This is a genomic window from Zoogloea sp. (assembly GCF_028693495.1).
Classification (GTDB): Bacteria; Pseudomonadota; Gammaproteobacteria; order Burkholderiales; family Rhodocyclaceae; genus Zoogloea.
In genome coordinates, this window is sequence record NZ_JAQUVG010000004.1 from 26,846 (window position 1) to 52,839 (window position 25,994).

At 64.7% G+C, this 25,994-nt stretch carries 25 protein-coding genes; 9 read left to right on the forward strand and 16 right to left on the reverse strand.

Translation table 11 applies throughout. The annotated features are described in order from the left end of the window. Positions 1-2: 2 nt before the first annotated feature. The 9 genes from PHD22_RS01385 to PHD22_RS01425 are packed head-to-tail and all read right to left on the reverse strand — an operon-like array spanning position 3 to position 7,320. Complete coding sequence (locus PHD22_RS01385) at positions 3-530, reverse strand: DUF3833 domain-containing protein (protein WP_299861188.1); 528 nt, start codon at positions 528-530, stop codon at positions 3-5. Positions 531-556: 26 nt separating this feature from the next. Then, entirely contained in the window at positions 557-1,795 is a 1,239-nt protein-coding gene (locus tag PHD22_RS01390) for an MFS transporter (RefSeq protein ID WP_299861190.1), read from the reverse strand. Beyond that, complete coding sequence (locus PHD22_RS01395; RefSeq protein ID WP_299861192.1) at positions 1,792-2,331, reverse strand: chalcone isomerase family protein; 540 nt, start codon at positions 2,329-2,331, stop codon at positions 1,792-1,794. The genes PHD22_RS01390 and PHD22_RS01395 overlap by 4 nt, the downstream gene beginning before the upstream one ends. Continuing rightward, the gene (locus tag PHD22_RS01400) at positions 2,315-3,544 is read right to left on the reverse strand and encodes a cyclopropane-fatty-acyl-phospholipid synthase family protein (RefSeq protein ID WP_299861194.1); all 1,230 of its coding nucleotides are present in this window, start codon (positions 3,542-3,544) and stop codon (positions 2,315-2,317) included. Before PHD22_RS01400 ends, PHD22_RS01395 begins: the two co-directional genes overlap by 17 nt. Further along, entirely contained in the window at positions 3,541-4,314 is a 774-nt protein-coding gene (locus PHD22_RS01405; RefSeq protein WP_299861197.1) for a DUF1365 domain-containing protein, read from the reverse strand. The genes PHD22_RS01400 and PHD22_RS01405 overlap by 4 nt, the downstream gene beginning before the upstream one ends. Continuing rightward, a complete protein-coding gene (locus PHD22_RS01410; protein ID WP_299861200.1) occupies positions 4,311-5,654 on the reverse strand; it encodes an FAD-dependent oxidoreductase in 1,344 nt (447 codons plus the stop codon). Before PHD22_RS01410 ends, PHD22_RS01405 begins: the two co-directional genes overlap by 4 nt. A 21-nt stretch (positions 5,655-5,675) precedes the next feature. Then, entirely contained in the window at positions 5,676-6,476 is an 801-nt protein-coding gene (gene folE2, locus PHD22_RS01415) for a GTP cyclohydrolase FolE2 (RefSeq protein ID WP_299861203.1), read from the reverse strand. A 60-nt stretch (positions 6,477-6,536) separates the two neighbouring features. Further along, complete coding sequence (locus PHD22_RS01420; protein ID WP_299861206.1) at positions 6,537-7,106, reverse strand: glutathione peroxidase; 570 nt, start codon at positions 7,104-7,106, stop codon at positions 6,537-6,539. Between the two features lie 4 nt (positions 7,107-7,110). Next, positions 7,111-7,320 (reverse strand): hypothetical protein, encoded by a 210-nt coding sequence (locus tag PHD22_RS01425; RefSeq protein WP_299861209.1) that lies wholly within the window; start codon positions 7,318-7,320, stop codon positions 7,111-7,113. Between the two features lie 84 nt (positions 7,321-7,404). Between PHD22_RS01425 and PHD22_RS01430 the strand changes: the two genes are divergently transcribed. Beyond that, a complete protein-coding gene (locus PHD22_RS01430) occupies positions 7,405-8,340 on the forward strand; it encodes a MerR family transcriptional regulator (RefSeq protein ID WP_299861212.1) in 936 nt (311 codons plus the stop codon). Here the strand turns inward: PHD22_RS01430 and gluQRS are convergent. Together gluQRS and PHD22_RS01440 are read right to left on the reverse strand one after the other, a co-directional pair. Continuing rightward, entirely contained in the window at positions 8,331-9,260 is a 930-nt protein-coding gene (gene gluQRS, locus PHD22_RS01435) for a tRNA glutamyl-Q(34) synthetase GluQRS (RefSeq protein WP_299861215.1), read from the reverse strand. The two genes, PHD22_RS01430 and gluQRS, sit on opposite strands and share 10 nt — an antisense overlap. Before the next feature lie 67 nt (positions 9,261-9,327). Further along, entirely contained in the window at positions 9,328-10,200 is an 873-nt protein-coding gene (locus PHD22_RS01440) for a fused MFS/spermidine synthase (RefSeq protein ID WP_299861218.1), read from the reverse strand. A 193-nt stretch (positions 10,201-10,393) separates the two neighbouring features. On the opposite strand from PHD22_RS01440, the gene PHD22_RS01445 reads away from it, so the two are divergent. Next, positions 10,394-12,004 (forward strand): methyl-accepting chemotaxis protein, encoded by a 1,611-nt coding sequence (locus PHD22_RS01445; RefSeq protein WP_299861222.1) that lies wholly within the window; start codon positions 10,394-10,396, stop codon positions 12,002-12,004. A gap of 116 nt (positions 12,005-12,120) precedes the next feature. Then, positions 12,121-14,112 (forward strand): TonB-dependent copper receptor, encoded by a 1,992-nt coding sequence (locus tag PHD22_RS01450; RefSeq protein ID WP_299861225.1) that lies wholly within the window; start codon positions 12,121-12,123, stop codon positions 14,110-14,112. A gap of 27 nt (positions 14,113-14,139) precedes the next feature. Here the strand turns inward: PHD22_RS01450 and modC are convergent, their stop codons facing one another. The 3 genes from modC to modA are packed head-to-tail and all read right to left on the reverse strand — an operon-like array spanning position 14,140 to position 16,662. Then, positions 14,140-15,216, reverse strand: a complete 1,077-nt coding sequence (gene modC / locus PHD22_RS01455) for a molybdenum ABC transporter ATP-binding protein (RefSeq protein WP_299861228.1) — start codon at positions 15,214-15,216, stop codon at positions 14,140-14,142. Further along, entirely contained in the window at positions 15,213-15,902 is a 690-nt protein-coding gene (modB, locus tag PHD22_RS01460; protein ID WP_299861231.1) for a molybdate ABC transporter permease subunit, read from the reverse strand. Before modB ends, modC begins: the two co-directional genes overlap by 4 nt. Before the next feature lie 4 nt (positions 15,903-15,906). Further along, positions 15,907-16,662, reverse strand: a complete 756-nt coding sequence (gene modA, locus PHD22_RS01465) for a molybdate ABC transporter substrate-binding protein (RefSeq protein ID WP_299861234.1) — start codon at positions 16,660-16,662, stop codon at positions 15,907-15,909. 470 nt (positions 16,663-17,132) lie between these two features. Here modA and PHD22_RS01470 point away from each other — a divergent pair, with 470 nt between their 5' ends. From PHD22_RS01470 to PHD22_RS01485, 4 genes are all read left to right on the forward strand, one after another. Then, positions 17,133-18,950 (forward strand): DEAD/DEAH box helicase, encoded by a 1,818-nt coding sequence (locus PHD22_RS01470; protein WP_299861237.1) that lies wholly within the window; start codon positions 17,133-17,135, stop codon positions 18,948-18,950. A 38-nt stretch (positions 18,951-18,988) separates the two neighbouring features. Beyond that, positions 18,989-19,420, forward strand: coding sequence for a c-type cytochrome (locus PHD22_RS01475; protein WP_299861240.1), 432 nt, complete (start codon positions 18,989-18,991; stop codon positions 19,418-19,420). Between the two features lie 276 nt (positions 19,421-19,696). Beyond that, positions 19,697-20,599 carry a glutamate/aspartate ABC transporter substrate-binding protein gene (locus tag PHD22_RS01480; RefSeq protein WP_299861241.1) on the forward strand — a complete coding sequence of 301 codons (903 nt, stop codon included), beginning with the start codon at positions 19,697-19,699 and terminating at the stop codon, positions 20,597-20,599. Positions 20,600-20,617: 18 nt separating this feature from the next. Continuing rightward, positions 20,618-21,547, forward strand: coding sequence for an asparaginase (locus PHD22_RS01485; protein WP_299861244.1), 930 nt, complete (start codon positions 20,618-20,620; stop codon positions 21,545-21,547). A 3-nt stretch (positions 21,548-21,550) separates the two neighbouring features. Here the strand turns inward: PHD22_RS01485 and PHD22_RS01490 are convergent, their stop codons facing one another. Then, positions 21,551-23,329 (reverse strand): monovalent cation:proton antiporter-2 (CPA2) family protein, encoded by a 1,779-nt coding sequence (locus PHD22_RS01490; RefSeq protein WP_299861247.1) that lies wholly within the window; start codon positions 23,327-23,329, stop codon positions 21,551-21,553. Positions 23,330-23,357: 28 nt separating this feature from the next. Between PHD22_RS01490 and PHD22_RS01495 the strand changes: the two genes are divergently transcribed. Continuing rightward, positions 23,358-23,702, forward strand: a complete 345-nt coding sequence (locus tag PHD22_RS01495) for a hypothetical protein (RefSeq protein ID WP_299861250.1) — start codon at positions 23,358-23,360, stop codon at positions 23,700-23,702. 85 nt (positions 23,703-23,787) lie between these two features. After that, positions 23,788-25,011, forward strand: a complete 1,224-nt coding sequence (locus PHD22_RS01500; RefSeq protein WP_299861252.1) for a PEP-CTERM sorting domain-containing protein — start codon at positions 23,788-23,790, stop codon at positions 25,009-25,011. Positions 25,012-25,019: 8 nt separating this feature from the next. On the opposite strand, the gene cysB is transcribed toward PHD22_RS01500, so the two are convergent. After that, positions 25,020-25,961, reverse strand: coding sequence for an HTH-type transcriptional regulator CysB (gene cysB, locus PHD22_RS01505; RefSeq protein WP_299861255.1), 942 nt, complete (start codon positions 25,959-25,961; stop codon positions 25,020-25,022). Positions 25,962-25,994: the final 33 nt, after the last annotated feature.

Below are 25,994 nucleotides of genomic sequence, written 5' to 3' on the forward strand. Positions count from 1 at the left end.
GCCTACTCCCGTTTGGTGAAGCTCAGACTGACTTCGCCCAGCCGGAAGCCAAACTTGCTCATCACCGAGCGGTTGAGCATCACCTTGTCGTCCATCAGGAACATCCAGTCGTCGAAGTCCACGTTGTAAACCTTGCCGTCCACCGGCAGGGCCAGCACGTACTTCCAGCGTAGCGCATTGCCATGGGCTTCGCCCTGGGCCTCGCCGACCACATCGTCCGCCCGGCCGGTGTAGCGATGGGCATCGTGCTTGGTCACGGTCCACACCCGCCGCTGGGTGGTGCCGTCGGAGTAGGTGAAACGCTCGTCCAGGGTACCGACATTGCCTTCCCAGCGGGCCGCGATCTCCACATGGAAGCGCTTGACCACCTTGCCCGAACGATCCTGGAACATCCCGTGGGCATCCAGTGTGCCGTTGAAATAGCGGGCCAGATCCAGCTCGGGTTTTTCGGCGGCATAGTCAGTGGTGTTGACTGACGCACAGCCTCCCAGGCCAATGACACCAGCCAGCAACAGTGCGATCTTGCTCATGAAGGGTTCTCCGGGGAATCAGGGTTCTAGATGGATTTCCTCAGGCGCCACAGGGCCACCCCTGCCACAAGCTTGAGGATCAGCGGCAATACGGCATAAACACCAGCCAGAGCACTCAGGGCCGCCGGATCCCGGCTGCCCGGCACGTAGCCCAGGCTCCCCAGGAGGGGAAGCGCAAGACCGGCAGCGAGCGCCAGATTGGCCTTGGTCACGAAAGTCCACCAGCCGAAGCACGCCCCTGCCCTGCCCGCCTCACGGACGGCCAGCTGATCTGCCAGCAGGGCCGGCGGGAGCGCCAGATCCGCACCCAGGGCAAGGCCAGACAGGACACAGAGCACCAGATAAGGCTTCACATCCCCCGGCCCGAGGGTCCAGGCCCAGGCAAAGACCACCACCGCCAGCCCCATGCCCGCCAGCCACGCCAGGGGTTTGCCGAGACGCCGGGCCAGGCGCACCCACAGGGGAAGTCCGGCGGCCCCCGCGGTGAAGTAAGCCGCGAGAAAGAGACCGGCGAGATCCTCCCGCTGAATCACGTCGGCCACGAAGAACAGGACCGTGGACGCCGGGACTGCCGCCGCAATCCCATTGAGGGCAAAGACACCCAGCAAGGCCGCGAAGGAGCGATCAGTCAGCGCCCGCCGCAGGGCCGGCCAGGCGGCCTCGGCCGAGGCTGGGTGCCGCTCCCCTACCGGCAGGGGTGGAAGGCAGACCAGGGCGAGCAGGACCGCGCCGGCCGCAAAGAGCCACCCGGTCCACGCCAGCCCCTCCCTCAGCGTGTCGCCGAGCAGACCCGGCAAGGCCGCAGCCAGCACCACACCCATCAGCCCAAAGCCTTCCCGGCTGGCCACGAGGCGCGTACGGCCATCGGAATCCCCGCCCAGCTCAGCCCCCCAGGCAGAGTGGTTGATGGCAGCGACCGAGTACGCCAGGGTCACCAGCACCAGCAGGCTCGCCAGCCACACCGGCCCCGCCCCCGCCGGCGGCGCCAGCAGTCCTGTCATGCCCAGGGCCAGCAGGGGCAAAGCCACGAGCACCAGGATCTTGCGGGACAGCCAGCGATCCGATGCCCAGCCGATGAAAGGATCCGCCAGGGCATCCACGCTGCGCGTGGCCAGGAGGATGCCCCCCACCAGGCCCAGACTCAGTCCAGGCTGATCGGCATACAGCTTGGGGACATGCACATAGACCGGCAGAGCGGCAAAAGCCAGCGGCAACCCAAGCAGCCCATAACGCAGTGTCGGCGGAGCCGGTCGCTCGTCCCTCACGCTGGCAGGCCCAGGAGACGGCTGCGCAAGGCCGGCACGCGCGTCCGGACATCCAGCCAGATGGCAAAGAAGGCCCGGGCGAAGGCCGGATCAAGCACTTCACCGGACAGGCGGCCCTGATGGTAAAACACCGCCCCCCGGCCCGGCAGATGAACCCCCACGATGGTTTCGCCCGCCGCCACATCGGGGAAAACCCGCTCCAGCTCGACCTTCCAGCGGCTCAGGCGGGCTTCGTCCGCGCCGCCCAGGCGGCGCATTTCGTCCAGGCTGGTAGCCACCAGGGTCGCCCGGGAAAATCCCCGGGCGTAGTTCAAGGCCAGCGCATAGGGCTGATCGTCCCGGTAATCGCTGCCAGCCACCCAGAGCGTCGCATCGTAGAGCCGCAGCCCCAGGAAACTGGTCTCTCCCTTGCCCAGGGGCTTCCAGCCGGCGGACAGCGCCCGGACGGGCTCGGGCAGGCTGGCCGACGCGGCCCCTCCAAAGGCCAGGCAGGCCACCCCCAGCAGGCAAAGCAGGGCTCTACGCAGGGTTTTCATGATGCAGCTGGAACTGATGGACATCCACGCTGCCCGCCCGGAACCCGGCCTCGCAATACGCCAGGTAGAAACGCCACAGACGGACGAAACGCTCGTCATACCCCAGGCTGCGGGTCTGGATCAGGGTTGCTTCAAACCCCTCCCGCCAGCGGACCAGGGTTTCTGCATAATCCAGCCCGAAGGCCCGATCCCCGGCCACTGCCAGACCGGCCCTGCGGGCGTGGCGCACGAATACGGCGGGGCTCGGCAGCATGCCGCCGGGAAAGACATAGCGCTGGATGAAGTCAGTGCCCTTGCGGTAGCTGGCAAACAGTTCGTTGGCGATCGTGATGACCTGGATCACTGCCCGGCCCCCCGGCTTGAGCCGCTCCCGGATCTGACGGAAATAGCCCGGCCAGAAACGTTCGCCCACGGCCTCCAGCATCTCGATGGAGACGATGTGGTCGTACTGGCCGCGCACGTCCCGGTAGTCGCATAGCTCGAAGTCCGCCCGGTCGGCCCAGCCCCCCTCCTCGGCCCGCTGGCGGGCCCAGGCCAGCTGCTCCCTTGACAGGGTCAGCCCCAGCACCCGGCAGCCATATTCGGTGGTCGCCACCTCGGCAAAGCCTCCCCAGCCACACCCGATCTCGAGGATCGTCTGACCTGGCGTCGGGGCCAGCTGATCGAGGATATGGCGATACTTGCGCAGCTGAGCCGACTCCAGATCATCCCGGGGGCCCAGCTCCAGGGCGCTGGAGTAGGTCATCGTCCGGTCCAGCCAGAGGCGGTAGAAATCATTGCCCAGATCATAATGGGCTTCGATGTTGCGCTTCGAGCCGGCCCGGGTATTGGCCCGCAGCAGGTGGGTCAGGCGATGCCCCAGCAGGCGCCAGACCTTGCCATGAATGGCATTGGCCAGGGGCGCCCGGTTGCGGGCGAGGAGCGTGAGCAACGCGGGCAGGTTGTCGGTGTGCCAGTCACCCGCCATCCAGGCTTCGGCAAAACCGATGTCCCCCTTGGCCAGGATGTCGTCAAAGACCTCCTCGTCGGCCACGGACATGTGGGCAACGCAGGGACCCTGCCCGACCTTCCTCGACATTCCGTTGGGCAGGGTTACGTCCAGGCTGCCTCCCTGGATGCTGTCGAGCAGTCCCAGGACCAGCCGGGTGCCCCGGCGGAGGTGGGCGACAGTGTCGGCGGTTGCTCCGACGATGTTTTCATCGAGCCTGTTCATGAAGAGATCTCCTCGGCCGGGGGCAAGGGTTTGCGGAAGAAGGGAACACGCTTGAGGGCCAGGCGCAAGGCCTGCCAGTGGATGCGGAACATCACGCCGAATGTCATCAGGGGAAGACGGGCCAGCCAGCGCAGGAGGACCGCGCCCGCCAGGGGCTCCTCCCGACCGGACAGGCGGGTGGCCAGCTGGCAGTGATCCCCCTCCCAGTAATCGATGGCAGTATTCACCACCCCCCCCTGCCGGTCAAAACGGAAGCGGTACTCGCCCCTGACCGGAAAAAAGGGCGATACGTGAAAGATCTTGCAGGCCCGCAGCTCATCTCCGGCCGTGATGGGCCGCCGGTCCGGATGGGCCACCAGGTAGTTGTGGCGCTCGCCAAAGGTGTTGCTCACCTCCGCCAGCACGGCGCGGAGACGCCCCGAGCGGTCGTGACAGAACCAGAAACTGACCGGGTTGAACAGGTAGCCGAACATCCTCGGCATGGTCTGCAGAACCACCTCACCATCCGCCTCATGGACCCCCTGCCCCGCCAGCAGATCGCGGATCCAGGGCAGCAGCGGCGAACCATCCCGGGCACCATGGTCCCGGTTGTGGAGTCCGAACACATGGGCACGGTTGACCCCGAGCAGCGGAACCCGGAGCGTGTCCAGCTGGCTCAGTGGCACCCGCAGCGTGGCCAGGGGATAAGTGAAGCGGTTGTGTGCCGGCCGGGTCCGTTCGTGCATCACCGCACCGAAACAGACCACCGGAGTGAAGGCGCCGCCGCTCATCCCGCCTGTGCCACCGGACAGGCCTGGCCACCCTGCCAGGGGGCCCGTACGCCCATGGCATTGACTACGGCCAGCGCAGACTTGAGACCATCCTCGTGGAAGCCATAGCCGGTCCAGGCGCCTGCAAACCAGGTATTGCGTGCGCCTTGCAGGGAAGGCAGGCGGCCCTGGGCATCGATGGCCGCCTGGTCGAACACCGGATGGGCGTAACTGAAACGCCCATGCACATGTTCGGGGCGGGGCTCCACCAGGGGATTGAGGGACACCACCACGGGGGTTTCGACCGGCAGGGGCTGCAGGCGGTTGAGCAGGTAGGAAACGGACACCGGGCGCTCCCCGGGAGCGCCATGGCCGGACAGGTAGTTCCAGGCAGACCACACGCTCCTGCGCCGGGGCAGCAGGCGTGGATCAGTGTGCAGCCAGGCGTCATTGGACTGATATTTCACGGCTCCCAGCAGGCGACGCTCCTCCGGGGCAGTGCCCTTGCCGAGGATCGCCAGGGTCTGGTCCGAGTGACAGGCAAAGACGATCTCGTCGAAGCGCTCCCGGCCATCACGGGACTCGACCCAGACGCCCCCCCCGTCCTCCCTCAGAACCCCCGTCACCGGCCTGGCAACACGGACATCACCAATCCCGTCCAGCAGCTTGCGCACATAGGTGCGGGCACCATTCCTGACCGTGTACCAGGTCGGACGGTCAAAGATCTGCAGCAGCCCGTGGTTATGGCAGAAGCGCACGAAGGTGGCCAGCGGATACGCCATCATGGTCCGGGTCGAGCAGCTCCAGATCGCGGCCGCCATCGGGATCAGGTACCAGTCCCGGAAAGCCTGGCCATAGTCGTGGACTGTCAGGTAGTCACCCAGAGCAATGTCCGGACAAGTCCCTTCCCGTGCCATCCGGGTGGTTTCGCGGTTGAAGCGGCGGATATCGCCAAGCATGCCCCAGAAGGCCGGACGGGCCAGATTGCTGCGCTGGGCAAACAGGCTGGCCAGATCGCTTCCGGCCCACTCCAGCTCCGGCGTGCTGAGGCTCACGCCAAAGGACATCTCGCTCTCGACGGACTCCACCTCCAGCAGGCTGAACAGGGCACACAGGTTGGGGTAAGTACGCCGGTTGAATACCAGGAATCCCGTATCCACTGGAAAACACTGACCGTCCACCTCCACATCCACGGTGTTGGTGTGGCCACCCACGTAGCTTCCGGCCTCATAGAGCACGACTTCATGCTCCCGGCTGAGGAGCCAGGCCGCGGCCAGGCCGGAGATTCCCCCTCCCACCACGGCGATGCGGCGGGCTTTCGAGCCCCGTGCTTTCAGTCGATCCGGGTTTCCACGATCCATATCAGGCTCCCTGTAGGCGGCTCAGCCGTTGCTGCCTTCGATGAAGGCGTAAGCAGAATGATTGTGGATGGATTCAAAGTTCTCCGACTCGATGGTCCAGCGGGCAATGCACGGCTCAGCCTTCAGGCGCAAGGCCACATCGCGGACCAGATCCTCCACGAACTTGGGGTTGTCGTAAGCGCGCTCGGTCACCCATTTCTCATCCGGGCGCTTGAGCAGGCCGAAGACCTCGCAGGAAGCCTCCTCCTCGGCAATCCGGACCAGCCTCTCCAGACTCATCTGATCCCGCAGCACAGCGGTCAGGGTCAGATGGGAGCGCTGGTTGTGGGCACCATACTCGGAAATCTTCTTGGAGCAGGGGCACAGGCTGGTCACCGGAACCACCACCTGCAGGCTGACTTCGGCCTCCCGGCCAAAGGCTTTCTCGATGGTGATGGATGCGTCCATGTCGAGCAGGCTTTCCACACCGGAGACCGGCGCCTGCTTGCGGACGAAGAAGGGAAAACGCATGTGGATGCGTCCCGCCGGGGCGCCCAGATGGACCAGGGTATCGTTCATCATCACCTGCAGCTCGGTCAGATCGAGCGGGCCCCGTTCGGTCTCCAGGATTTCCACGAACCGGGACATGTGCGTGCCTTTCACCTCCGGCGGAAGGAAGACCGTCATTTCCAGGGTGGCGACGGTGGGCTGGACACGGCCCTGACCGTCGCGCAGGCTGATGGGATAACGCAAGCCACGCACGCCGACTCGCTGGATCGCCAGCTGGCGCAGATCTTCGGAAGCCTGAATGTCGGGGAGGTGGAATTTCTCGGGCGCGTTCATGGGCGTCTCTCCTGTCGGAAGCGGGGCTGGGGCAATGGGAAGGGGGAGGTAATCTGCAACTTACTGGGGGCGCTCGGCCAGAGCCTTCTCGACGGCATTCACCAGGGTCCGGCTGTCTGGCGCCGTTGTGCTGGGAAAACTCATGACCTTCTGACCGCTCCGGTCAATCAGGTATTTGTGAAAATTCCAGCGCGGGCGTTCCCCCGTGATGGAGGCCAGCTGCCGGTAAAACGGGTTGGCTGCGGATCCGCCCACCTCCGTCTTGGCCATCATGGGAAACTTGACCCCATAAGTGAGGCGGCAGAAATCAGCGATCTCCTTGCTGCTGCCAGGCTCCTGGTTGCCGAAGTCGTTGGACGGAAAACCCACCACCACCAGACCCTTGTCCTTGTACCTGGCATACATCTTTTCCAGTCCATCATACTGGCTGGTGAAGCCACAGTAACTCGCGGTATTGACCACCAGCAGCACCTTGCCCTGGTAATCGCACAGATTTTGGGTCTTGTCGTCCTGAAGACGCGGGAAGCTGTGGTTGAGCAGGCCAGGGCATGCCGCCTGCACGCTCCCAGCCCCCAGAAACAGGAGAAGCAGGAGGGTCTGGAAGATCCCGGACGCAGAAGATGGGCTCATGGTGTCAAGCACCACTGTTCTGATGGACAAACCACAGTACGTCAATGTCTTCGTCCTGGACAGCAGGACGATCAGAATCTGCTTGGAGGACGCTCTCGACTCCCGTGAAGCTTACTGGGGAACGGGCCATCTGCTGGACACCGAAAGCGATCCCAGCGAGAGCCAGCACCGTCATGAAGAGCGCCCTGGGTGTTTCCATCGACTGGGTATTCATGATGTTTGTCCTAGACAAGAACTGTTGATGTTTCTACACTAGAAGCAATTCACGCTGATGTCAACTTTTTGTCCAGGACAATCAATGAACAATCCTCTCCTTCCTGCTGGCCTTCCCATCGCTGCGGTGGAGCGTGACACGGGCCTGGCCAAGGACACCCTGCGGGTTTGGGAACGACGTTACGGATTCCCCCTGCCGGCCCGGGACACCCATGGAGAACGGGTTTATCCCCCCGAGCAAGTGGACAAGTTGCGACTGATCCGCCGGCTGACTGATCTGGGACATCGCCCAGCGAAGATCATCGGCCTCGACCTGAGCACCCTCACCCGGATGCTGGAGGACATGGGGAGTCCCAAGGATCCGGCCGATCCGGAACGAAGTGCCCAGTTTGCAGCGATCCTCAAGTTCGTCCGGCTGCACCTCCACGAAGATCTCCGCCGCAGCCTTCAGCAGCAACTGATGAAGCTCGGCCTGCAGCAGTTCGTGAGCAGTGTGGTCGCTCCCCTCAGCAGCCTGATCGGTGATGCCTGGCTGCGGGGAGAGCTGGAGATTGCGGAAGAGCACTTGTTTACCGAGCAGATCCAGAACATCCTGCGGGCAGCCATCAGCACCCAGCCGATGGCCCAGGGAGGACGGCCCGTGGTGCTGCTCACCACCTTTCCGGAAGAACAGCATGCCCTCGGGCTGCTGATGGTGGAGGCCATGATCGCCCCGGAAGGGGCCAGCTGCATCTCCCTGGGGACCCAGACACCTCTGGAGGACATCCGCGCCGCCACCGACGCCGCCAGCTTTGACATCGTTGCCGTCTCCTTCAGCGCCGCCTATCCGGCCCGCCAGGCAGTGGAGGGGCTGCGCAGCCTGCGGCAAAGCCTGCCGGAACAGGTCGCCCTCTGGGCCGGCGGGGCCGGAATCAGGGGCTGTGCCCGAAAACTGACCGGCGTGCACCTGTTCGAATCTCTCGACGCAATCCCGGTGGCCATCGAAGCCTGGCGGCACCAGCGCGCCTCGGATCAGGCATAAGCGGGCGCGGGTACCGCACGGCAGCGGGGCACCCTGTCCAGGCACCAATGGGTCCGTGCCCAGCTCCAGACCGCTGCCAGACTATCCACCGCGAGGTCCGCCGGAGGTGCCTGCCCCAGGAAAGCCAGCGCATCCACCAGGACCTGGGCTGGAGCCGCGGCTTCGATTGCCCGGGCAAGGGTCTGCTTGGAGAGTTTTTCTCCCGCCAGATTGCACGCCACCGGCAGATGGGCATAGGCCGGAGCCGGATACCCCAGCAGGCGCTGGAGCAGGATCTGGCGTGCGGTGGAGTCCAGCAGATCGGCGCCCCGCACCACCTCCGTCACCCCGGCTTCGGCATCGTCCACCACCACCGCCAACTGGTAGGCAAACAGGCCGTCGGCCCGTAACAACACAAAGTCTCCCACCTCGCAGGCCACCTCCTCCCGGATCGCTCCCTGGACGCCATCCTCAAAGTGGATGGGCCCCGCAGGCACGGCCAGGCGCCAGGCCCGGGCTACCCGTCCAGCCGGGAGGCCCAAACGGCAGGTTCCCGGATAACGACGGGTGCCATCCCGGGACAGCGCGGAGTCCGCCATTTCCTTGCGGGTGCAGGCACAGCCAAAGACCTGGCCAGCCTCCCGCAGACGCTCGAAGGCGCTCCGGTAGGCCCCAGTGCGGCTGCTTTGCCAGACCACTTCCCCGTCCCACTCAAAACCGAAACGCTCGAGGGTGCGGAGGATGCCATCGGCGGCACCGGGGACGCTGCGGGGGGTATCCACATCCTCGATCCGGACCCGCCAGTCACCTCCCTGAGCCCGCGCCGACAGGCAACTGCCCAAGGCCGCCACCATCGAGCCAAAATGCAGCGGGCCCGTTGGCGACGGGGCAAAACGCCCCACCACCCGGCCAGCCCCCCGGGACGCTTGGAGAATATTCATCAAGGGATCTCTTTTTTCATGGAAAGCGGCCACCAGACCGGACGCCCGGACAGCGGTCACAAGCCCCTCACCAGCAGGCCAGCCGGCGGCTGCGCTCCAGGCGTTCGACAAATTTCGGGAAATCCAGCCCGGTCCGAACCCGCAGGGCACGGGCCTGGCTCGCCACTTCCCGCCAGCGGGGCGTGAAACCCGGGGACCGGAAGGCCAGCACGATATCGTTGCCGTCAGAAAGGGAGATCATCATCAGGCGGTCGTCAAAGACCTCGGCAATCATCGCCAGGTGATCCTCCCGGTCGGCCTTCTCCCCAGCCAGGTTGGCCACCATCAACCCCTTGCCCGTCAGGGCATCGCACACATCCTGATAAAAGCCCCTGGAACTCACCGAGTCCGCCAGGCCATGCCGATCGAAGGCATCCATCATGATCACATCGGGACGCGCCTCCCAGTCACGGCTGCGGCGCACCCCATCCGCACCGTCTCCCTCCAGCACCTGCAGCCGGTCGTCGTCCGGCGGCAGTTCGAACTCGTCGGAGAGCGCAATCACCCGGGGGTCGATCTCGACCACGGTGATCCGTGCCGACCCCACATGCCGGTGGCAGAACTTGGCCAGGGAGCCCCCGCCCAGGCCCAGCATGAGGATCTGCCGGGGCTTGGGCACGAAGAGAAGGAAGCTCATCATCGCCTGGGTGTAGTCCAGCGCCAGGGCGAAAGGATCCTTCAGGCTCATGGTGCTCTGGATCAGGGACAGGGAAAAATGCAGGCTGCGGGTGGTACCGTCGTCGATCACAAAGGGTTTGTCGTAGGATCCCGCGAGGATCTGGCGCAGGACAGCCTCCCGGTCACACTCCGGCGGCTCCAGCAGGAGAAGGGTATCGGTCTCCGGAGCAAACGGACTGGGAAGGACAAGAACTGGCACAGAACCGGCAGGAGAACGGGGCATGGAACAAGAAAGCGCAAAGAGCGGATTTTAACGCACCCCGCCGACACTCCCCCGGGACAGCGAGCCCCTTCCCGCTCCGCCTCCTCAAGATTTTCTGCAAGAAGCCGTACAGCCGGTTCAGACTCCTGCCCATGGCCCACCGGCCCGCCGCCGGCACTGACCGGGAAAACGCCACAAAAAGAAAGACATTGCCATGACCATCAAACAACGCCTGATCCTGCTGGCGGCAACCGCCATGACCGGCATGCTGATCCTCGCCGGAACAAATTATTTCCAGACCCGGCAGGTCTTCGAGAGAACCAACTTCGCCAACATCAACGGTGTCCCCAGCCTGCTGGCCCTGAACCACATCGCCACCAACTTTGGCCTGGCCCGGGAATACATCTATCGGCATCTGGTCGCCACCACACCGGAAGACATGGATCAGGCCAGCACACGCATCCAGGCCTCCCGGCAAGGTGTGGATGAGGGCTTCACCACTTACGACGCCCTGCTGGCCAACGACGAGGACCGCCGCCTGATCAACACCCTGCGCGCCAGCTTCAAGGAATATCGGCCGCAAATCGACGAGGTCATCCGCCTGTCCCGGGAAAACCGCAAGGAGGAAGCCCGGCAGAAACTGACCGAGCTGATCCCTCTGGCTGACAGGATCACCCAGAACATCGGCGCCCTGCTCGTCCTGAACGAAAAGCTGGGCAAGGAATCCGCCGACGATGCTGCGCGAACCATGAGCAGCGCCAGCACCCTCGCCCTGATCCTGCTTCTGGCGACGGCGGGGGTCAGCGCCTTCAACAGCCTGCAGACCATCCGCACGATCCAGGTGCGTCTCGCCGAAGCCAATCGCTGTGCCAGCCGCATCGCCGGCGGAGATCTGACCCCGGGTCAGACGCGCCCCCGTGGAGGCGACGAAATCGGCCAGGTGCTCCAGTCCCTTGAGGCGATGCGCGCCGACCTGGCCCACACCATCGGCGACATCATGACCCACTCGGGCCGGGTGACCGACTCCGCCGACATCCTGTCCACCGCAGCCCGCCAGGTGTCGATCAGCAGCGAGCATCAGGCCAGCGCCACGGCGGCGGCGGCCGCCGCCGTGGAGGAGCTGACCGTCAGCATCGATCACGTGAGCGGCAATGCCGGCGAGGCCACCAGCCAGGCCCGGGAAGCCGGGCACCTGGCCAGCAACAGCGCCCGTGATGTGGATGCTGCGACCCGCAGCAGCATCCAGGTTTCCGAACAGGTGGAGTCCACCGCGGGTCAGATCCAGACACTCTCGGAGCAGGTCCAGCAAATCGACAAGATCACCGTGGTGATCCGGGAGGTCGCCGATCAGACCAACCTGCTGGCCCTCAACGCCGCCATCGAGGCGGCCCGGGCGGGTGAACAGGGCCGCGGCTTCGCGGTGGTTGCCGACGAAGTGCGCAAGCTGGCCGAACGCACGACCAGCTCGGTCCAGGAAATCAGCACGGTGATCAGTACCATCCAGCAGGGCGCCACCGGCGCGGTGAGCAGCATGCAATCCAGCCGTACGCTGGTGGGTGAAGTGGTGGCAACGGCCTCCCAGGCCAGTGCCTCCATGGACAGCATTCGCCAGTCTGCCAGCACCGTACAGCAGGCCATCGGCAGCATCAGTGATGCCCTCGGCGAACAGCGGGGAGCCGCCACCGAACTGGCCCGCAGCGTGGAGTCCATCGCCCAGATGTCGGAGGAAAACTCCGCCGCGGTTCATTCCGTGGCAGGAACCGCCGAACGCCTGGTCGAGGTGGCCGGCAGCCTGCGGACCAGCGTCTCCCGCTTCCGCATCTGAGCCGCCCTGCGACACTATGCCGCACCGTTTTGGTGCGGTAAATTGCCGCGCATCAAGCCTGCGCAGCCGCTCACCCATTAATGTGCGCCCCATCATCTCTAAGGGAGCCACACTCAATGAACCGGAACACCGGCCGCTGCCGCCTCATTCCTCTCACCGTCCCCCTCGCCCTGGCCTGCGCCTTTCCGGCACAGGCCGCGCCCACCCTGGCAGAAGTGGTCGTGACCGCACCGACCATGGACGCCCCTCTCACCGTCACCACCGACCCCCGTGCGCCCCGGCAACCGGTACCCGCCCACGACGGGGCTGATTACCTGAAGAACATCGCCGGCTTCTCGGTGATCCGCAAGGGCGGCACCGACGGGGACCCGGTGTTCCGGGGTATGGCGGCCTCCCGGCTGGGGATCCTGCTGGACGGCGAGATGATCCTGGGCGGCTGCGGCAACCGGATGGACCCCCCCACCGCCTACGTCTTCCCGGAAGCCTTCGACCGGATCACCGTGCTGAAGGGGCCTCAAACGGTAAAGTACGGGCCGGGCAACAGTGCCGGCGTGGTCCTCTTCGAGCGCAGCGCGAAAGTGCGCAAGGGCTTTGAAAGCAAGGTGGAAGCCAGCCTGCTGGGCGGCAGCTTCGGCCGCAACGACCAGGTTCTCCGCGCCGAACTCGGCAACGAGCGTTACTACGGGGAGCTCACCGGCACCCACTCCCACAGCCAGGACTACAAGGATGGATCCGGCCGCCGGGTGCATTCCTACTACGACCGCTGGAGCATCAGCGGCGCCGTCGGCCTGACCCCAGACCAGGACACCCGGATCGAACTGAGCTTCGCCAAGAGCGACGGGCAGGCTGCCTATGCCGACCGCAGCATGGACGGTACCCAGTTCGACCGGACCAACGTGGGCCTCAAGTTCGAGAAGAAGAATCTGAGCCCCCTGGTCGCCAAGGTGGAGGCACAGGTCTATCGCAACTACGTGGACCACGTGATGGACAACTACAGCCTGCGTCCGCTGAGCGGCATGCGGATGCTGAGCAATCCGGATCGGGAAACCAGGGGGGGCCGGATCGCCACCACCCTCGACCTCTCCCCCCGCAGCAGCCTGGAAACCGGTATCGACTTCCAGGAAAACGATCACACCCTGCGCCGTACCCTGACGGCATCCCGGGTCGCCGACATGCGCTTTCAGCAATGGGGGATGTTCGGCGAACTGTCCCACGAGCTCAATGCCGCCCACCGCCTGATCGGGGGCGCCCGGATCGACTGGACTGAGGCAAAGGACGAGCGCAGTGGCCGGAGCACGTCGGGAGTGAGCGACAAGGACACCCTGAAAGCCGCCTTCCTGCGCTGGGAAAATGCCTGGAATGCCGCGACCACCCTGTATGCGGGCGTCGGCCATAGCGAGCGGGCACCAGACTACTGGGAGCGCAGCAAATCCCCGGCGGCCACCTCCAGCATGATGACCGGCAGTGCCAGCACCTTTCTGATCAAACCCGAAAAAACCAACCAGCTGGACACCGGGGTGATCTACGCTGCGGGCCCGGTGAAGGCCTCCCTGTCAGCCTTCTACGCCAAGCACCAGGATTTCATCCAGATCAACACGATCCGGAACGGCAGCTACCTGACCACCGGCGCCCTTAACATCGACGCCACCACCTACGGCCTGGAAGCAGACGCCAGCTACCAGCTCACCCCCTTCTGGAAGACCTGGGGTACCCTGGCCTGGACCCACGGCGACAACGATACCAGCGGCAGGCCCCTGTCCCAGATCGCCCCGCTCGAAGGCCGCGTCGGCGCCGGCTACGACGACAAGACCTGGAGCGCCGGCGCCCTGCTCCGCCTCGTCCAGGGCCAGAAGCGGCTCGACCCGGGCAACGGGAACATCGTCGGCCAGGACATCGGCGCCTCCAGCGGCTTTGCCATCGTATCCCTCAATGCAGGCTACCGGCCCCGCAAGGGCACCCTTTTGACCGCGGGCGTGGACAACCTCTTCGACAAGACCTACGCCGAATTCATCAGCCGCAGCGGCGCAATGGTGGGCGGATTCACCCAGACCACCCGGGTGAACGAACCAGGCCGGACCTTCTGGCTCAAGGCCAACCTGGCGTTCTGAGGCCGTCAATCCAGCGGCAGCCTGACCTCATGCGAGCAGGGCGACCGCCTTGACCTGAACCACTACCGCCATCCCGGGTATCAGCCCCAGCTGATCCCGGGATTTCCTGGTGATGCGGGCAAGCAGGAGGCAGCCCCCCACGTCGAGGGTCACCAGGCAGTGGGCCGGATGGGCCGCCTCGGCGAAACCGCTGACCGTCCCGGCGAGACGGTTGAGAATGCTCGATGGCCCACCTCCCTCCAGCGCCAGACTCACGTCTCGCGCCGGAATCCGCACCAGCAGCATTTCACCGGGGGCACGCTGCTGGTGATTCACCCACAGGCAGCCGCCGGAAAAGGCCAGACGGGTCAGGTGGTGAATTTCGTCGTGAGCCTCGACCCGCGTCTCCAGGAGCACCCCGGCATCTTCATCCCGGGTCAGGGACAGGTCGGTCCGGGCCAGGATCTCCGCCACGGCGCCGCTGGCCGTCACCAGCCCCCGATCCAGCAACACCAGGTGGTCGGCCAGCCTGGCCACCTCCTCGCGGGAGTGGCTCACGTACAGCACGGGGATCTCCAGCTCCCGGTGCAGCCCCTCCAGGTAGGGCAGGATTTCCTGCTTGCGGGCCGCATCCAGGGCCGCCAGGGGCTCATCCATCAGCAACAGGCGGGGACTCGTCAGCAGGGCGCGGGCAATCGCCACCCTTTGCCGCTCCCCACCCGACAGGCGCTCCGGTCCCCGTTCAAGAAGATGCCCGATGCCCAGTAGGCTCATGGCCACATCCCAGCCCACCCGCCGCTCGGCAGGCGGGATCCGGCGGAGTCCGAATTCCAGATTCGCCCTCACGGAGAGGTGGGGAAACAGGCTCGGCTCCTGGAAGACATAGCCCAGGGGCCGGCGATGCACCGGAAGGAAGACCCGGCGGGCATCGTCCTGCCAGCACTCTCCGTTCACCTCCACCCGCCCCTGGCCGCGGGCCAGTCCTGCCACGCAGCGCAGCAGCGTGGTCTTGCCAGAACCCGATGGGCCGAACAGCGCCGTCACACCCCGCCCGGGCAGGGTCAGGTCCGCATGAAGGTTGAAATCGGTCAGCGGCAAGTCCAGAGCCAGGCGCAGCACGCTCATCGGGGGCCGCCCCCCCAGAAGCTGCGGGCACCGCCCACGCTGTACAACATCAGCAGCACCAGAAAGGAAAACACCAGGAGCACCCCTGCCAGGCCATGGGCGCTGGCGTAGTCCATGGCCTCCACGTGATTGTAGATCTGCATGGACACCACCCGGGTCTCACCCGGCACGTTGCCGCCGATCATCAGCACCACCCCGAACTCGCCGACCGTATGGGCAAAGCCCAGGATGGCAGCCGTGACGAAGCCCGGTCGCGCCAGCGGCAGGGTCACATGAACGAAACGATCCCAGGGAGAAGCCCTCAGGGTGGCAGCCACTTCCAGCGGCCGCTCCCCGATTGCCATGAAGGCATTCTGCAGGGGCTGAACGACGAAGGGCAGGGAATACACCACCGATGCCAGCACCAGCCCCGGAAAGGTGAAGGGCAGGCGTGCCAGGCCCATCGCCTCGACGAACTGCCCCACCGGTCCCTGCGGCCCCAGAAGCACCAGCAGGTAGAACCCCAGCACGGTGGGAGGCAGCACGATGGGCAAGGCCACCACTGCCCCGACCACGCCCCGCAGCGGCGAGCGCGTGCGGGCCAGCCACAGGGCAATGGGCGTCCCCACCACCAGTAACAGGCCGGTGACGGTACTCGCCAGCTCCAGGGTCAGGCGGATCGCCGCCCAGTCTTCAGCGCTCAGCATGCCCTCAGATCTCGTAGCCGTAGCTGCGGATCACCGTGACCGCGCTCCGGGATCTGAGATAGGCCGCCAGCGCTTCCACGGCGGGGACGCCCTGCCCTTTCTTCAGGATGACTGCATCCTGGCGGATCGGGGTGTAGTGGCGGGACGGCACCAGCCAGTAGGACCCCTCGATCCGCTGACCGTCCTTGTGCACCTGGGAGTAGGCCACGAAGCCCAGCTCCGCATTGCCCGAGGCTACGAACTGAAAAGCCTGGGTGATGCTCTCGCCCATCACGATCCGGGCCTGCAGGGCATCGGATAGACCGAGGGCCTTCAGGGTCTCGCTGGCCGCAAGACCGTAAGGGGCCAGACGCGGGTTGGCCATGGACAGGCGCTCGAACCGGCCGCTCCTGAGGACGGCGCCGGCGTCATCCACATAGCCCGGTTTGGGCGACCACAGGACCAGCTTGCCGATGGCGTAGGTAAACGAGCTCCCGGGGACACCCTCCCCTTCCCTCAGGAGCCTGGCCGGGGTTTCATCGTCGGCCGCCAGCAGCAGCAGGAACGGGGCACCCGCCTTGATCTGGGCGTAAAACTTGCCGGTGGAACCGAAGATCAGCTGGACCTTGTGACCGCTGGCCTTCTCGAAATCGGCAGCAATCTTCTGCATGGGGGCGGTGAAGTTGGCCGCAACCGCAACTGAAATCTCGTCTGCACGGGCCGGGAAGACAGCCCCCATGCACGAGACCAGGATGGCAAGGCGGTGAAAGCTAGCAGTCATGGGGAAACTCCGGACAAGGAGGAATTCAATCGAAGACAGCGAGGATCACCGCGCTGGCCCGGGCGCCAATGACGAGCCCAAGGCCTCCGATGTTCTCGAGGGTCTCCACCGCGGTCAGGCGCGACTACCGGGAAGCAGGAGGGTCACTTCCAGGGACTCCGGCCCCGGATGGATGGCCGCAAGCTGCCCCCAGTCATGGACAACCTGTAGACAGCAATATATAACGCCAGGCACTGTACGCCATCCGCTTTACCGTCACCACGCCCTCGGGCGTCCCCTTTGGCAGGGCCAAAAAAGTCAACGCAAATCGCCATAAGTCCGTAGAATCATGCAACCGTACGCAAGCCAATCAGCGTACCGGTCTCTAATCCATCTAGTTTCGATCTCGCTGATCGACAACTAATCGTTGCGTCCGCCCCGATTGGTGCCGCTTTCCCAGCGGTCAGGCCGTCGCAGGAGCATCACTGCCCATGAGTCAAGACAATTCCGCAGCCCAGGCTGCGGTCGCGATCACTTTTGCCGACCTTGCCCTCGGCGAGCCCATCCAGAAAGCCATCGCCGAAACCGGCTACACCCGCCCCACCCCGATCCAGGCCCAGGCCATTCCCCTCGTGCTGGCGGGTGGCGACCTGATGGCCGCAGCCCAGACCGGTACCGGCAAAACGGCAGGCTTCACCCTGCCGATCCTGCATATCCTCTCTGAAGAGCACGCCCACAACCAGAAGCCTGGCCGGCCCCGCTGCCTGATCCTGACCCCCACCCGGGAACTCGCCGCCCAGGTGGAAGAGTCGGTGCAGACCTATGGAAAACATCTGCCCCTGACCTCGATGGTCATGTTCGGTGGCGTGGCCCTCAACCCCCAGATCACCAAGCTCAAGAAGAAGCTTGACATCCTCGTGGCCACCCCTGGCCGCCTGCTGGATCACTGCAACCAGGGCAATGTGGACCTCTCCGGTGTCGAAATCCTGGTGCTGGACGAAGCCGACCGCATGCTGGACATGGGCTTCATCCGCGACATCAAGAAAATCCTCGCCCTGCTGCCCAAGGCCCGGCAGAACCTGCTGTTCTCGGCGACCTTCTCCGACGAGATCAAGACCCTGGCCGACGGCCTGCTGCACAACCCGGGCTACGTGGAAGTGGCCAAGCGCAATACCGCATCCGAGCTGGTCCAGCAGTCGGTCCATCTCTGTCCGCAGAAACAGAAACGCGAACTGCTGGCCTTCCTGATCCAGAAACACCAATGGTTCCAGGTCCTGGTGTTCACCCGCACCAAGCATGGCGCCAACAAGCTCTCGGAGTACCTGGGCAAGCAGGGGATTCCCTCCGCGGCCATCCATGGCAACAAGAGCCAGTCGGCGCGCACCCGCGCCCTCGCCGACTTCAAGGATGCCAAGCTGCAGGTACTGGTGGCCACCGATATCGCCGCGCGCGGTCTGGATATCGATCAGCTGCCCCAGGTGGTCAACTTCGAATTGCCGAATGTCTCCGAAGACTACGTACACCGCATTGGCCGTACCGGCCGGGCCGGCGCCACAGGTGCTGCAGTATCCCTGGTAGACAAGGATGAACTCCCCCTGTTGAAGGACATCGAGCGCCTGATGAAGCGGCTCATCGACAAGGTGGATGTCCCTGATTTCGTGCCCTCCGCAACCCCTCCCGAATCCGACGAGCGCCCTCCGCGGGAAGCCCGTGGCTCCCATGACGGCCAGCGCGGCCGCCACGGCGAGCGCCGCAACAAGGGCCAGGGTGACCATCAGAAACAGGATGCCAAACCCGCCCAGAGGCAGGGTGGTCCGCGTAACGAAGCGGGCCAGGCTCAGCAGCCCGGTCAGGGGCGCAGGCCCCAAGGCGGCGACCGGCCCCAGGGTGGCCAGGGCCCGCAGCAGCCCCGTCCGCCGCGCGGAGAGGGCCCTCGCCAGGAGGGTGCCCGCCGCGACGGACAACGTCCGGGACGTCCGGGCGGCGGACAACGTCAGGAACTCCCTCCCCGGGGTAACCGCCAAGCCGAATCCCGTCCGGTGGACGACGATTTCGGCAACCGGGTGGACTACAAGCCCAAGACCCGTTCCGAATACCGGGACCCGGAGGCCGCCTTCAACCGCGTCCGCTATGGCGAAGGCCGGGACCGGGGCAACGTGGCACCCCGGGGCAATCCGAACCGGGGCGCCCCAGCCCTGCTCGAAGAAAGCACCCGTTCCGCAGTCACACTGACGGGTCGCAAACCCGGCGATGCGAAGCCTCCAGTCCCAGCAGCAGGCACCCCTCGCCGGGGCGACAGCAACCGTTGATCAATCTTGGGCTGCAGGGCTTCAGCCGGAATGCCCTGTTGAAAATCGGTGTCTGGATTGGCCAGGGGCGGTCAGCACACTGTCTTTTCCTGCTCCTTGGCCTGAGCCTGACGCAGCTCCTCCAGGCGGAAGAATCTGCCACCGGGGAGCACGTCTATCAGGAGGTGTGCAGCACCTGCCATGGCCAGAACGTGCCCAGGGCACCCCAGTTGAACAACCGGAAACACTGGGCGCCCCTGCTGCGGGAAGGTCAGGCAGTGCTCACCTCCCACGGGTGGGTTGGCGTCAGGGGGATGCCGGCCCGGGGCGGGAAGCCCGATCTGAGCCTGGTCGCCTTTTCCAGAGCCGTGGCCTACATGGCCCGCTCCGCGGGGGGGCACTGGCCGGATCCGGATGCCGCCATGCTCGCGCAGATCGAGAAGGAAGTCGCAAAACGGGAAGCGGCTCGCCGAAAACGGATGGCGCGCTGAATCCCACACACGGCACCCAGGCGGTGCCGTTTTTCATGGGCGATCGCAGCGGTGGCGTACTCCAGGGCCCAGAAAAGAGGCTCCAGCCCGGTGAGGTCGAGGACCTTGCGCTTGCAGACAGCACGACTGCGGTCCCCTCACCACACCCCAGGAGGATGGGCGCCAGGCACTCGCGCCCCCTGGCTTCCCCGCCCGGCGCCGAAGAAAGGCACAATGCTAGGACAGGGTCCGTGCAACGCACCCCACGACGATTTGACCTTCTCCGGAGGAAAGCCCATGCCCATGCGTCCCCAATTGTTTATCGCAGCATTGACCGCCGCCGGCCTGCTCACCGTTCAGCCCACCTGCGCCCAGGAATCCCCGACCCTGGCCAAGATCAAGTCCTCCGGGACCATCTCGCTGGGCCACCGGGAATCCTCCATCCCCTTCTCCTACTACGACGACAAGCAACAGGTCATTGGCTACAGCCAGGAGCTCATGCTCAAGGTGGTGGACGCGGTCAAGGCCGAACTCAAGCTCCCCACCCTTGCCGTCAGGCTCACCCCCGTCACCTCCCAGAACCGGGTTCCCCTGATCCAGAACGGCACCGTCGACATCGAGTGTGGCTCCACCACCCACAACGCCGAGCGGGCCCGCCAGGCAGCTTTCTCCAACACCCTCTTTATCATCGGGACACGCCTGATGACCCGCAAGGATTCCGGCATCAAGGACTTCTCCGACCTGGCCGGCAAAAACGTCGTCACCACTGCCGGTACCACTTCCGAACGGCTGATCCGCAAGATGAACGAGGACAAGAATCTCGGCATGCGCATCATCTCCGCCAAGGACCACGGGGAGTCCTTCCTGACCCTGGAAACCGGACGGGCCGTTGCCTTCATGATGGATGACGCGCTCCTTTACGGCGAACTGGCCAAGGCCAAACGCCCGGCAGACTGGGCCATCACCGGCACCCCCCAGAGCTACGAAGCCTACGGCTGCATGATGCGCAAGGATGACCCCGGCTTCAAGAAACTGGTGGACTCCGCCCTCGCCAGAGCCATGACCTCCGGCGAGGCCGAAGCCATCTACAAAAAGTGGTTCACCCAGCCCATCCCCCCCAAGGGCCTCAACCTCAACTTTCCTCTCTCTGAAGCCATGCAGAAGCTCTACAAGGCTCCCAACGACAAACCCCTGGATTGACCCTGGCACACCTCCTCCATGCTCCAGATCCTGGCCACCGGCGGAACGATCGCCGGGGAAACTGACCTTGCCAGCGGCAGTCGTCGTTACCAGGCGGGCGTGCGCACGGTAGAGCGCCTCCTGGACAACGTGCCGGAGCTGACCCGGGTGGCGTCGATACGCGCCGAACAGGTCATGGCCCTCGACAGCAAGGACATGCACCCCTCCGACTGGATCCGCCTGCGCGGGGCGATCCGCCGGGCCGAGGCAGATCCGGCAATCAGCGGCATCGTGGTCCTCCACGGTACCGACACGCTGGAGGAAACCGCCTGGTATCTCCACCTCACCACCTCAGGACGCACTCCCCTGGTCCTTACCGGTGCCATGCATCCGGCAGATCACCCGGAGGCGGACGGCCCCGCCAACCTGCTCGCGGCCGCTCAGCTGGCTGCGGCCACGGCGGCGCAAGGCAAAGGGGTACTGATTGTCCTGCATGGTCAAATTCACGGGGCCCGCATGCTGAGCAAGGTCCGGACGACGGGCCTGGACGCTTTCGGGTCTTCCGGAGCCTGGCAACAGGCCCGGCCGGCCGGGCAGTTCGCCCATCTGGATACGCCGGCACTCCCCCCGGTGGCCATTCTGCCCGGCTACGCCGGGGCCCCTCCGGAACTGATCGAAAGCTGTCTGGCAACCGGGCATCGCGGCCTGGTACTGGCCCTCACCGGCCACGGCAGCGTACCCGCGACCTGGCTGCCGGCCTTGCGTCAAGCCCGCCATCAGGGCGTTGCAATCCTGCGGGCCAGCCGCTGCACCGGGCCGGTCATCCGCAACGCGAACGCGGACGATGACGGCGAAGGCTGGCTGACAGCGGGAGACCTGCCTCCGCCCAAGGCCCGGATCGCGCTGATGCTCGCCCTGGCCGCCGGCTGGTCCCACGACCGGATGGCCCTCGAGCTCCCCACCCTGTAAGGCTCAGGCGCCACGCCCCTTGCGGGTGAACGCCAGCCGGGCTTCCTCCAGTACCTGGGCCAGCTCGTCCCGGGCCTCGGTGGACGACTGGATCATCTGTCCCTCATCGTGAATGATCGCCTGCTGACGGGCCAGCACCTCGTCATCATGGTGGGCAAAGCGGCGGACCAGCTGTTCGGCCAGGGCAGGAGGCTCGTTGAGGAACTCCAGGGTCCAGCGGGACATCTCCAGACTGGCCGGCAGGGTCTCCCGGATCTGCCGCTCTATGCCCAGGTCCATCAGACGGCTGGCATGGAACCGGTTGCGCGCCCGGGCAACCACACGCACATGGGGAAAGTGCCGGCGCACCAGCTCCGCGGTCCTGAGGGAGGCCTCCACCTCATCGATGGCCAGCACCAGCACCTTGGCCTGCTCCAGCTGGGCCGCATGCAGCAGATCCAGCTGGGAGGCATCTCCATAGAACACCTTCAGGCCAAAGCGGCGCACCGTATCCACCTGCCCCGCATCTGCATCCAGAGCAGTGAAGCGGATGCCCCTGGCCAGCAGGAGACGACCGATCACCTGGCCGACCCGGCCAAAGCCGGCAATCACCACCTCACTCCCCTCCGCGGGCATCGCATCGAAGGCCCGCGGTGGCTGCCGGGCTTCCTGACGCCGGCTCAGCCAATCCCCCACCATCAACAGGAGCGGGGCTGCCGCCATCGACAGGGCCACCACCAGGGTCAGACGATCCGCCTGGACCTCCCCCAGCACCCGGAAGGACTGGGCCGTATCGAACAGCACGAAAGCGAACTCACCGCCCTGGGCCAGCACCAGGGACAACATGCGGGCATCGGTGGCGCCCCCCCGGAAAATACGCCGCAAAAGATAAAGCACCACAAACTTGACCAGGATCAGCCCCGCCGTCAGCCCAAGTATCTGCAGCGGCTGCTTGATCAGCAGGCCCAGATTGGTCGCCATGCCGACGGCCATGAAGAACAGCCCCAGCAGCAGCCCCTGGAACGGCGCGATGGCGGCCTCCAGTTCGTGGCGGAATTCCGAATCGGCCAGTAGCACCCCCGCCACGAAGGCTCCCAGGGACATGGACAGGCCGCCGGCCTGCATCAGCAGGGCCAGCCCCAGCACCGTCACCAGGGCGGCCGAAGTGAACATCTCGCGGCTGTTGACCCGCGCCACGTGACGGAACAGGGCATCCAGCAACGGGCGCCCCAGCAGCACCACAGCCAGCAGTACGGCCAGCCCCACCCCCGGGTGGGTCAGGGCGGTGGACTTGCCGGTGCCGAACAAGGGGATCAGGGCCAGCAACGGAATGACCGAAAGATCCTGAAACAGCAAAATCGCAAAGGCATCCCGTCCATGACGGGTGGAGAGTTCCTTCCGCTCGGCCAGGGTCGGCAGGACAAAGGCGGTCGATGAGAGCGCCAGGATGATGCCCACCACCGTGGCGGCAGGCCAGGACAGCCCCAGATAGCGCCCCGCCACGGCCAGGGCTGCCGAAACCCCCACCAGCTGCACAGCGCCCAGCCCGAACACGGCCCGCCTCAGGGCCCAGAGGCGGGACGGCTTCAACTCGAGACCAATCACGAACAACAGCAGGATCACCCCCAGCTCCGCCGTATGCATCAGGTTGTCCGGGTCACGGACCAGACTCAGGCCTGACGGGCCGATAAGCATGCCCACGGCCAGATAGCCCAGTACGGTTCCCAACCCTGCCCGCTTGAAAAACGGCACGAGCAGGACGGAGGCCAGCAACAGTGCGGCAAAGGTGGCGAGGGACTGCATGGGAGCGGGCGAGCCAGGAGAAAAGGGCTTGAAGTCTCTCACAAAGGCATCAAACCCACCCCCCTGGGAAGGATCTGGAAACACTCTTGCTGGAAACAGCAAAAACAGAACTTTGGAACAGCCGCCGCCCACAACACCCACGATGTCGATTTTTTTTACAAAAAATACGCATCCGAAAAATCCGCAGGAACACCTTAAAAATCATAAAAATCCGCTAGTTAAAGTAAATAATTCGCAGCTTTCACAAAAAAATACGCCATTTTTCGACGGTTTTTTTATCGCGCCCCTTTACAACACCCGGATTTCAAAAAGATTAAAGCATCAGCCAAGACCTCCAACGCCACCAAAACCCGCGCCGATACGTGATCTATGACAAATTCAACTTTAATGGCACAAATCATGCATTTGAGCAGATGGAGACGTATCACCCCTAGCCCCTGAACTTGATGAGGTGTCCCATGAAAACCAAAACACACACACTGGCCGCGTCCGTCCTCGCGCTTGCAGCCACAGGCCTGTGCAGCCTTGCAACGGCAGCACCGGCCCCCTTCCTGGCCCTGCCGACACCGGAAAACAATCCCAACGCGATCTACAGCCTGTATCCGGACGGACAAGGGGCGCTGCGCGAGGCCATCCTGCTGAATGGCATTCCCATTGCGTTCAAGTACGACGACTTCTGGTCCTACTCGGCCAAGGTGCTGGATGCCATTCAGGGACAAACTGCGCAGACAGATTTCCTGCCAACCGCGATCTATGGGGTGTATGACTTCTCGGTAGGCACCGGAAACATTGCCGTCAACATCACATCCAACGCCGGCGGCGCCACCAACGTGAACCCCAACGGCAGCGGTGTGACCATGCAGGATCCCGCCGACCTGAACAGCAGCAGCTCTATCTATGGCTGGACCTGCAACTGGGGCGGACTCACCCAAAGCTGCACGAATTTCCCGACGGACCCCCTCTATTCCAAGCCTGCCGCGGGTGTAAACGGGACGACCACCGTCGGTGAATTGCTGACCTACCTGCAGAGCCTCAACCCGCTGGCCAGCGTCCCCGTGCTGTACGCCGACTACAATCAGACCGGCGTCGGTGACTCCCTGTGGTTTGGTGCCAAGGTGCAGATCTTCGACGCCACCGGCACCACGCTGAAGGCAGAATGGCAACTGGACCGCGTGGCCAACAACACCTGGGACCAGGCGGCCCCCACCTTCAACTATGGCAATATTGCCTTCTATGGTGATCAAGCGTCCTGTGAGGCCAACCCCTACGACCTGTTCGAGCAGAGAGGATGCGCAGGATGGACCGCCAATGGTGACGAATACCTCAATATCGATCACAACACCGGCTCAGGTAAGCCCGACATGCTGGCCTACGCGCCGGACATGGATCTGAAGAAATTCCTGGCCAGCGACCTGTTCGTGGTCACGGGCAATCTGGGGTGCATCCAGAACGCCGACAACTCCTGGCTGGTGGCACCGTTGCGGAAAGACGGCCAGATCACCGACCCGGCCAACAAGAACGATCTGGGCTGCAACACGAACGGCGGGGAAGAGTTCGGGATTGTGGGCGCCCTGGCTCCGGAAGACCGGAAGATCCCCGAGCCATCCACCCTGCTGCTGACCAGCCTCGGCCTGCTCGGTTTCCTGCGGCTACGCCGGACAAGCCGCCTGCCAAGCGCCTGAGCGGGGGGTCACAACCCCGGATCTTCCCCACCCCCTGCCAGGGCCGCATCGACCACCTTGCGGCTCAGATGGGGGGCGAAGAGTTCCATGAAGGCATAGACGTATCCCCGCAGCCAGGCATTTCGGCGCACCCCGATCCGCGTGGTGCTGGACTCGAAAAGGTGCGCTGCATCCACCATGCCCAGAGCCCGGTCGGCAAGCGGATCGTAGGCCATACGGGCCAGGATTCCGACACCCAGCCCCATCGCCACGTAGGTCTTGATGATGTCCGAATCGATGGCGGTCAACACCACGTTGGGCTTGAGCCCCCGCCCGACGAAGGCCTTGTTGATCTGGTTACGCCCGGTAAAGGCAAAATCATAGGTAATGATGGGATGGCGGGCGATGGCCTCCAACGTGAGGGGCTGCTCAGCCAGGATGGGATGACGCTGGGGGGCGATCACGCAGCGGTTCCACTGGTAACACGGCAGCATGATCAGTTCGTGCTCGTCGGCGATCGCCTCGGTCGCGATCGCGATGTCTGCCTCCCCTGACAGCACATAATCGCAGACCTGACGTGGATTGCCCTGGTGAAGGGAAAGGCGCACGTTGGGGTAGCGGCTCATGAAGGCCTGAACCACCCTGGGCAAGGCGTAGCGGGCCTGGGTATGGGTGGTGGCGATGGAAAGACTGCCCGTGGCCTCGTTGCTGAACTCGGCCCCCACCTGGCGCAGGTTTTCCACATCCAGCAACATCCGCTCGGCAATCCCGAGCACCTGCCGTCCCGGCGCCGTAATGGCCACCAGGCGCTTGCCGTGGCGGACGAAGATTTCGACGCCCAGCTCCTCCTCCAGCAAGCGGATCTGCTTGGAAACGCCCGGCTGGGACGTGAACAAGGCCTCCGCTGCCTCGGATATATTGAGACGGCGGCGAGCGACTTCGTACACATAACGGAGTTGCTGAATATTCACAAGCCACCTCTTTATAACAATTTCTTCTTAGAG

Bases quoted from the DNA above. Each gene is read 5' to 3' on its own strand.
- PHD22_RS01490 (WP_299861247.1), bottom strand. From the start codon at position 23,329: ATGCAGTCCCTCGCCACCTTTGCCGCACTGTTGCTGGCCTCCGTCCTG.
- modA (WP_299861234.1), bottom strand. From the start codon at position 16,662: ATGACTGCTAGCTTTCACCGCCTTGCCATCCTGGTCTCGTGCATGGGG.
- PHD22_RS01420 (WP_299861206.1), bottom strand. From the start codon at position 7,106: ATGAGCCCATCTTCTGCGTCCGGGATCTTCCAGACCCTCCTGCTTCTC.
- PHD22_RS01410 (WP_299861200.1), bottom strand. From the start codon at position 5,654: ATGGATCGTGGAAACCCGGATCGACTGAAAGCACGGGGCTCGAAAGCC.
- PHD22_RS01500 (WP_299861252.1), top strand. From the start codon at position 23,788: ATGAAAACCAAAACACACACACTGGCCGCGTCCGTCCTCGCGCTTGCA.
- PHD22_RS01440 (WP_299861218.1), bottom strand. From the start codon at position 10,200: ATGCCCCGTTCTCCTGCCGGTTCTGTGCCAGTTCTTGTCCTTCCCAGT.
- modB (WP_299861231.1), bottom strand. From the start codon at position 15,902: ATGCTGAGCGCTGAAGACTGGGCGGCGATCCGCCTGACCCTGGAGCTG.
- PHD22_RS01445 (WP_299861222.1), top strand. From the start codon at position 10,394: ATGACCATCAAACAACGCCTGATCCTGCTGGCGGCAACCGCCATGACC.
- PHD22_RS01485 (WP_299861244.1), top strand. From the start codon at position 20,618: ATGCTCCAGATCCTGGCCACCGGCGGAACGATCGCCGGGGAAACTGAC.
- PHD22_RS01400 (WP_299861194.1), bottom strand. From the start codon at position 3,544: ATGAACAGGCTCGATGAAAACATCGTCGGAGCAACCGCCGACACTGTC.
- folE2 (WP_299861203.1), bottom strand. From the start codon at position 6,476: ATGAACGCGCCCGAGAAATTCCACCTCCCCGACATTCAGGCTTCCGAA.
- PHD22_RS01480 (WP_299861241.1), top strand. From the start codon at position 19,697: ATGCCCATGCGTCCCCAATTGTTTATCGCAGCATTGACCGCCGCCGGC.
- gluQRS (WP_299861215.1), bottom strand. From the start codon at position 9,260: ATGAATATTCTCCAAGCGTCCCGGGGGGCTGGCCGGGTGGTGGGGCGT.
- PHD22_RS01450 (WP_299861225.1), top strand. From the start codon at position 12,121: ATGAACCGGAACACCGGCCGCTGCCGCCTCATTCCTCTCACCGTCCCC.
- modC (WP_299861228.1), bottom strand. From the start codon at position 15,216: ATGAGCGTGCTGCGCCTGGCTCTGGACTTGCCGCTGACCGATTTCAAC.
- PHD22_RS01425 (WP_299861209.1), bottom strand. From the start codon at position 7,320: ATGAATACCCAGTCGATGGAAACACCCAGGGCGCTCTTCATGACGGTG.
- PHD22_RS01470 (WP_299861237.1), top strand. From the start codon at position 17,133: ATGAGTCAAGACAATTCCGCAGCCCAGGCTGCGGTCGCGATCACTTTT.
- PHD22_RS01385 (WP_299861188.1), bottom strand. From the start codon at position 530: ATGAGCAAGATCGCACTGTTGCTGGCTGGTGTCATTGGCCTGGGAGGC.
- PHD22_RS01395 (WP_299861192.1), bottom strand. From the start codon at position 2,331: ATGAAAACCCTGCGTAGAGCCCTGCTTTGCCTGCTGGGGGTGGCCTGC.
- PHD22_RS01405 (WP_299861197.1), bottom strand. From the start codon at position 4,314: ATGAGCGGCGGCGCCTTCACTCCGGTGGTCTGTTTCGGTGCGGTGATG.
- PHD22_RS01430 (WP_299861212.1), top strand. From the start codon at position 7,405: ATGAACAATCCTCTCCTTCCTGCTGGCCTTCCCATCGCTGCGGTGGAG.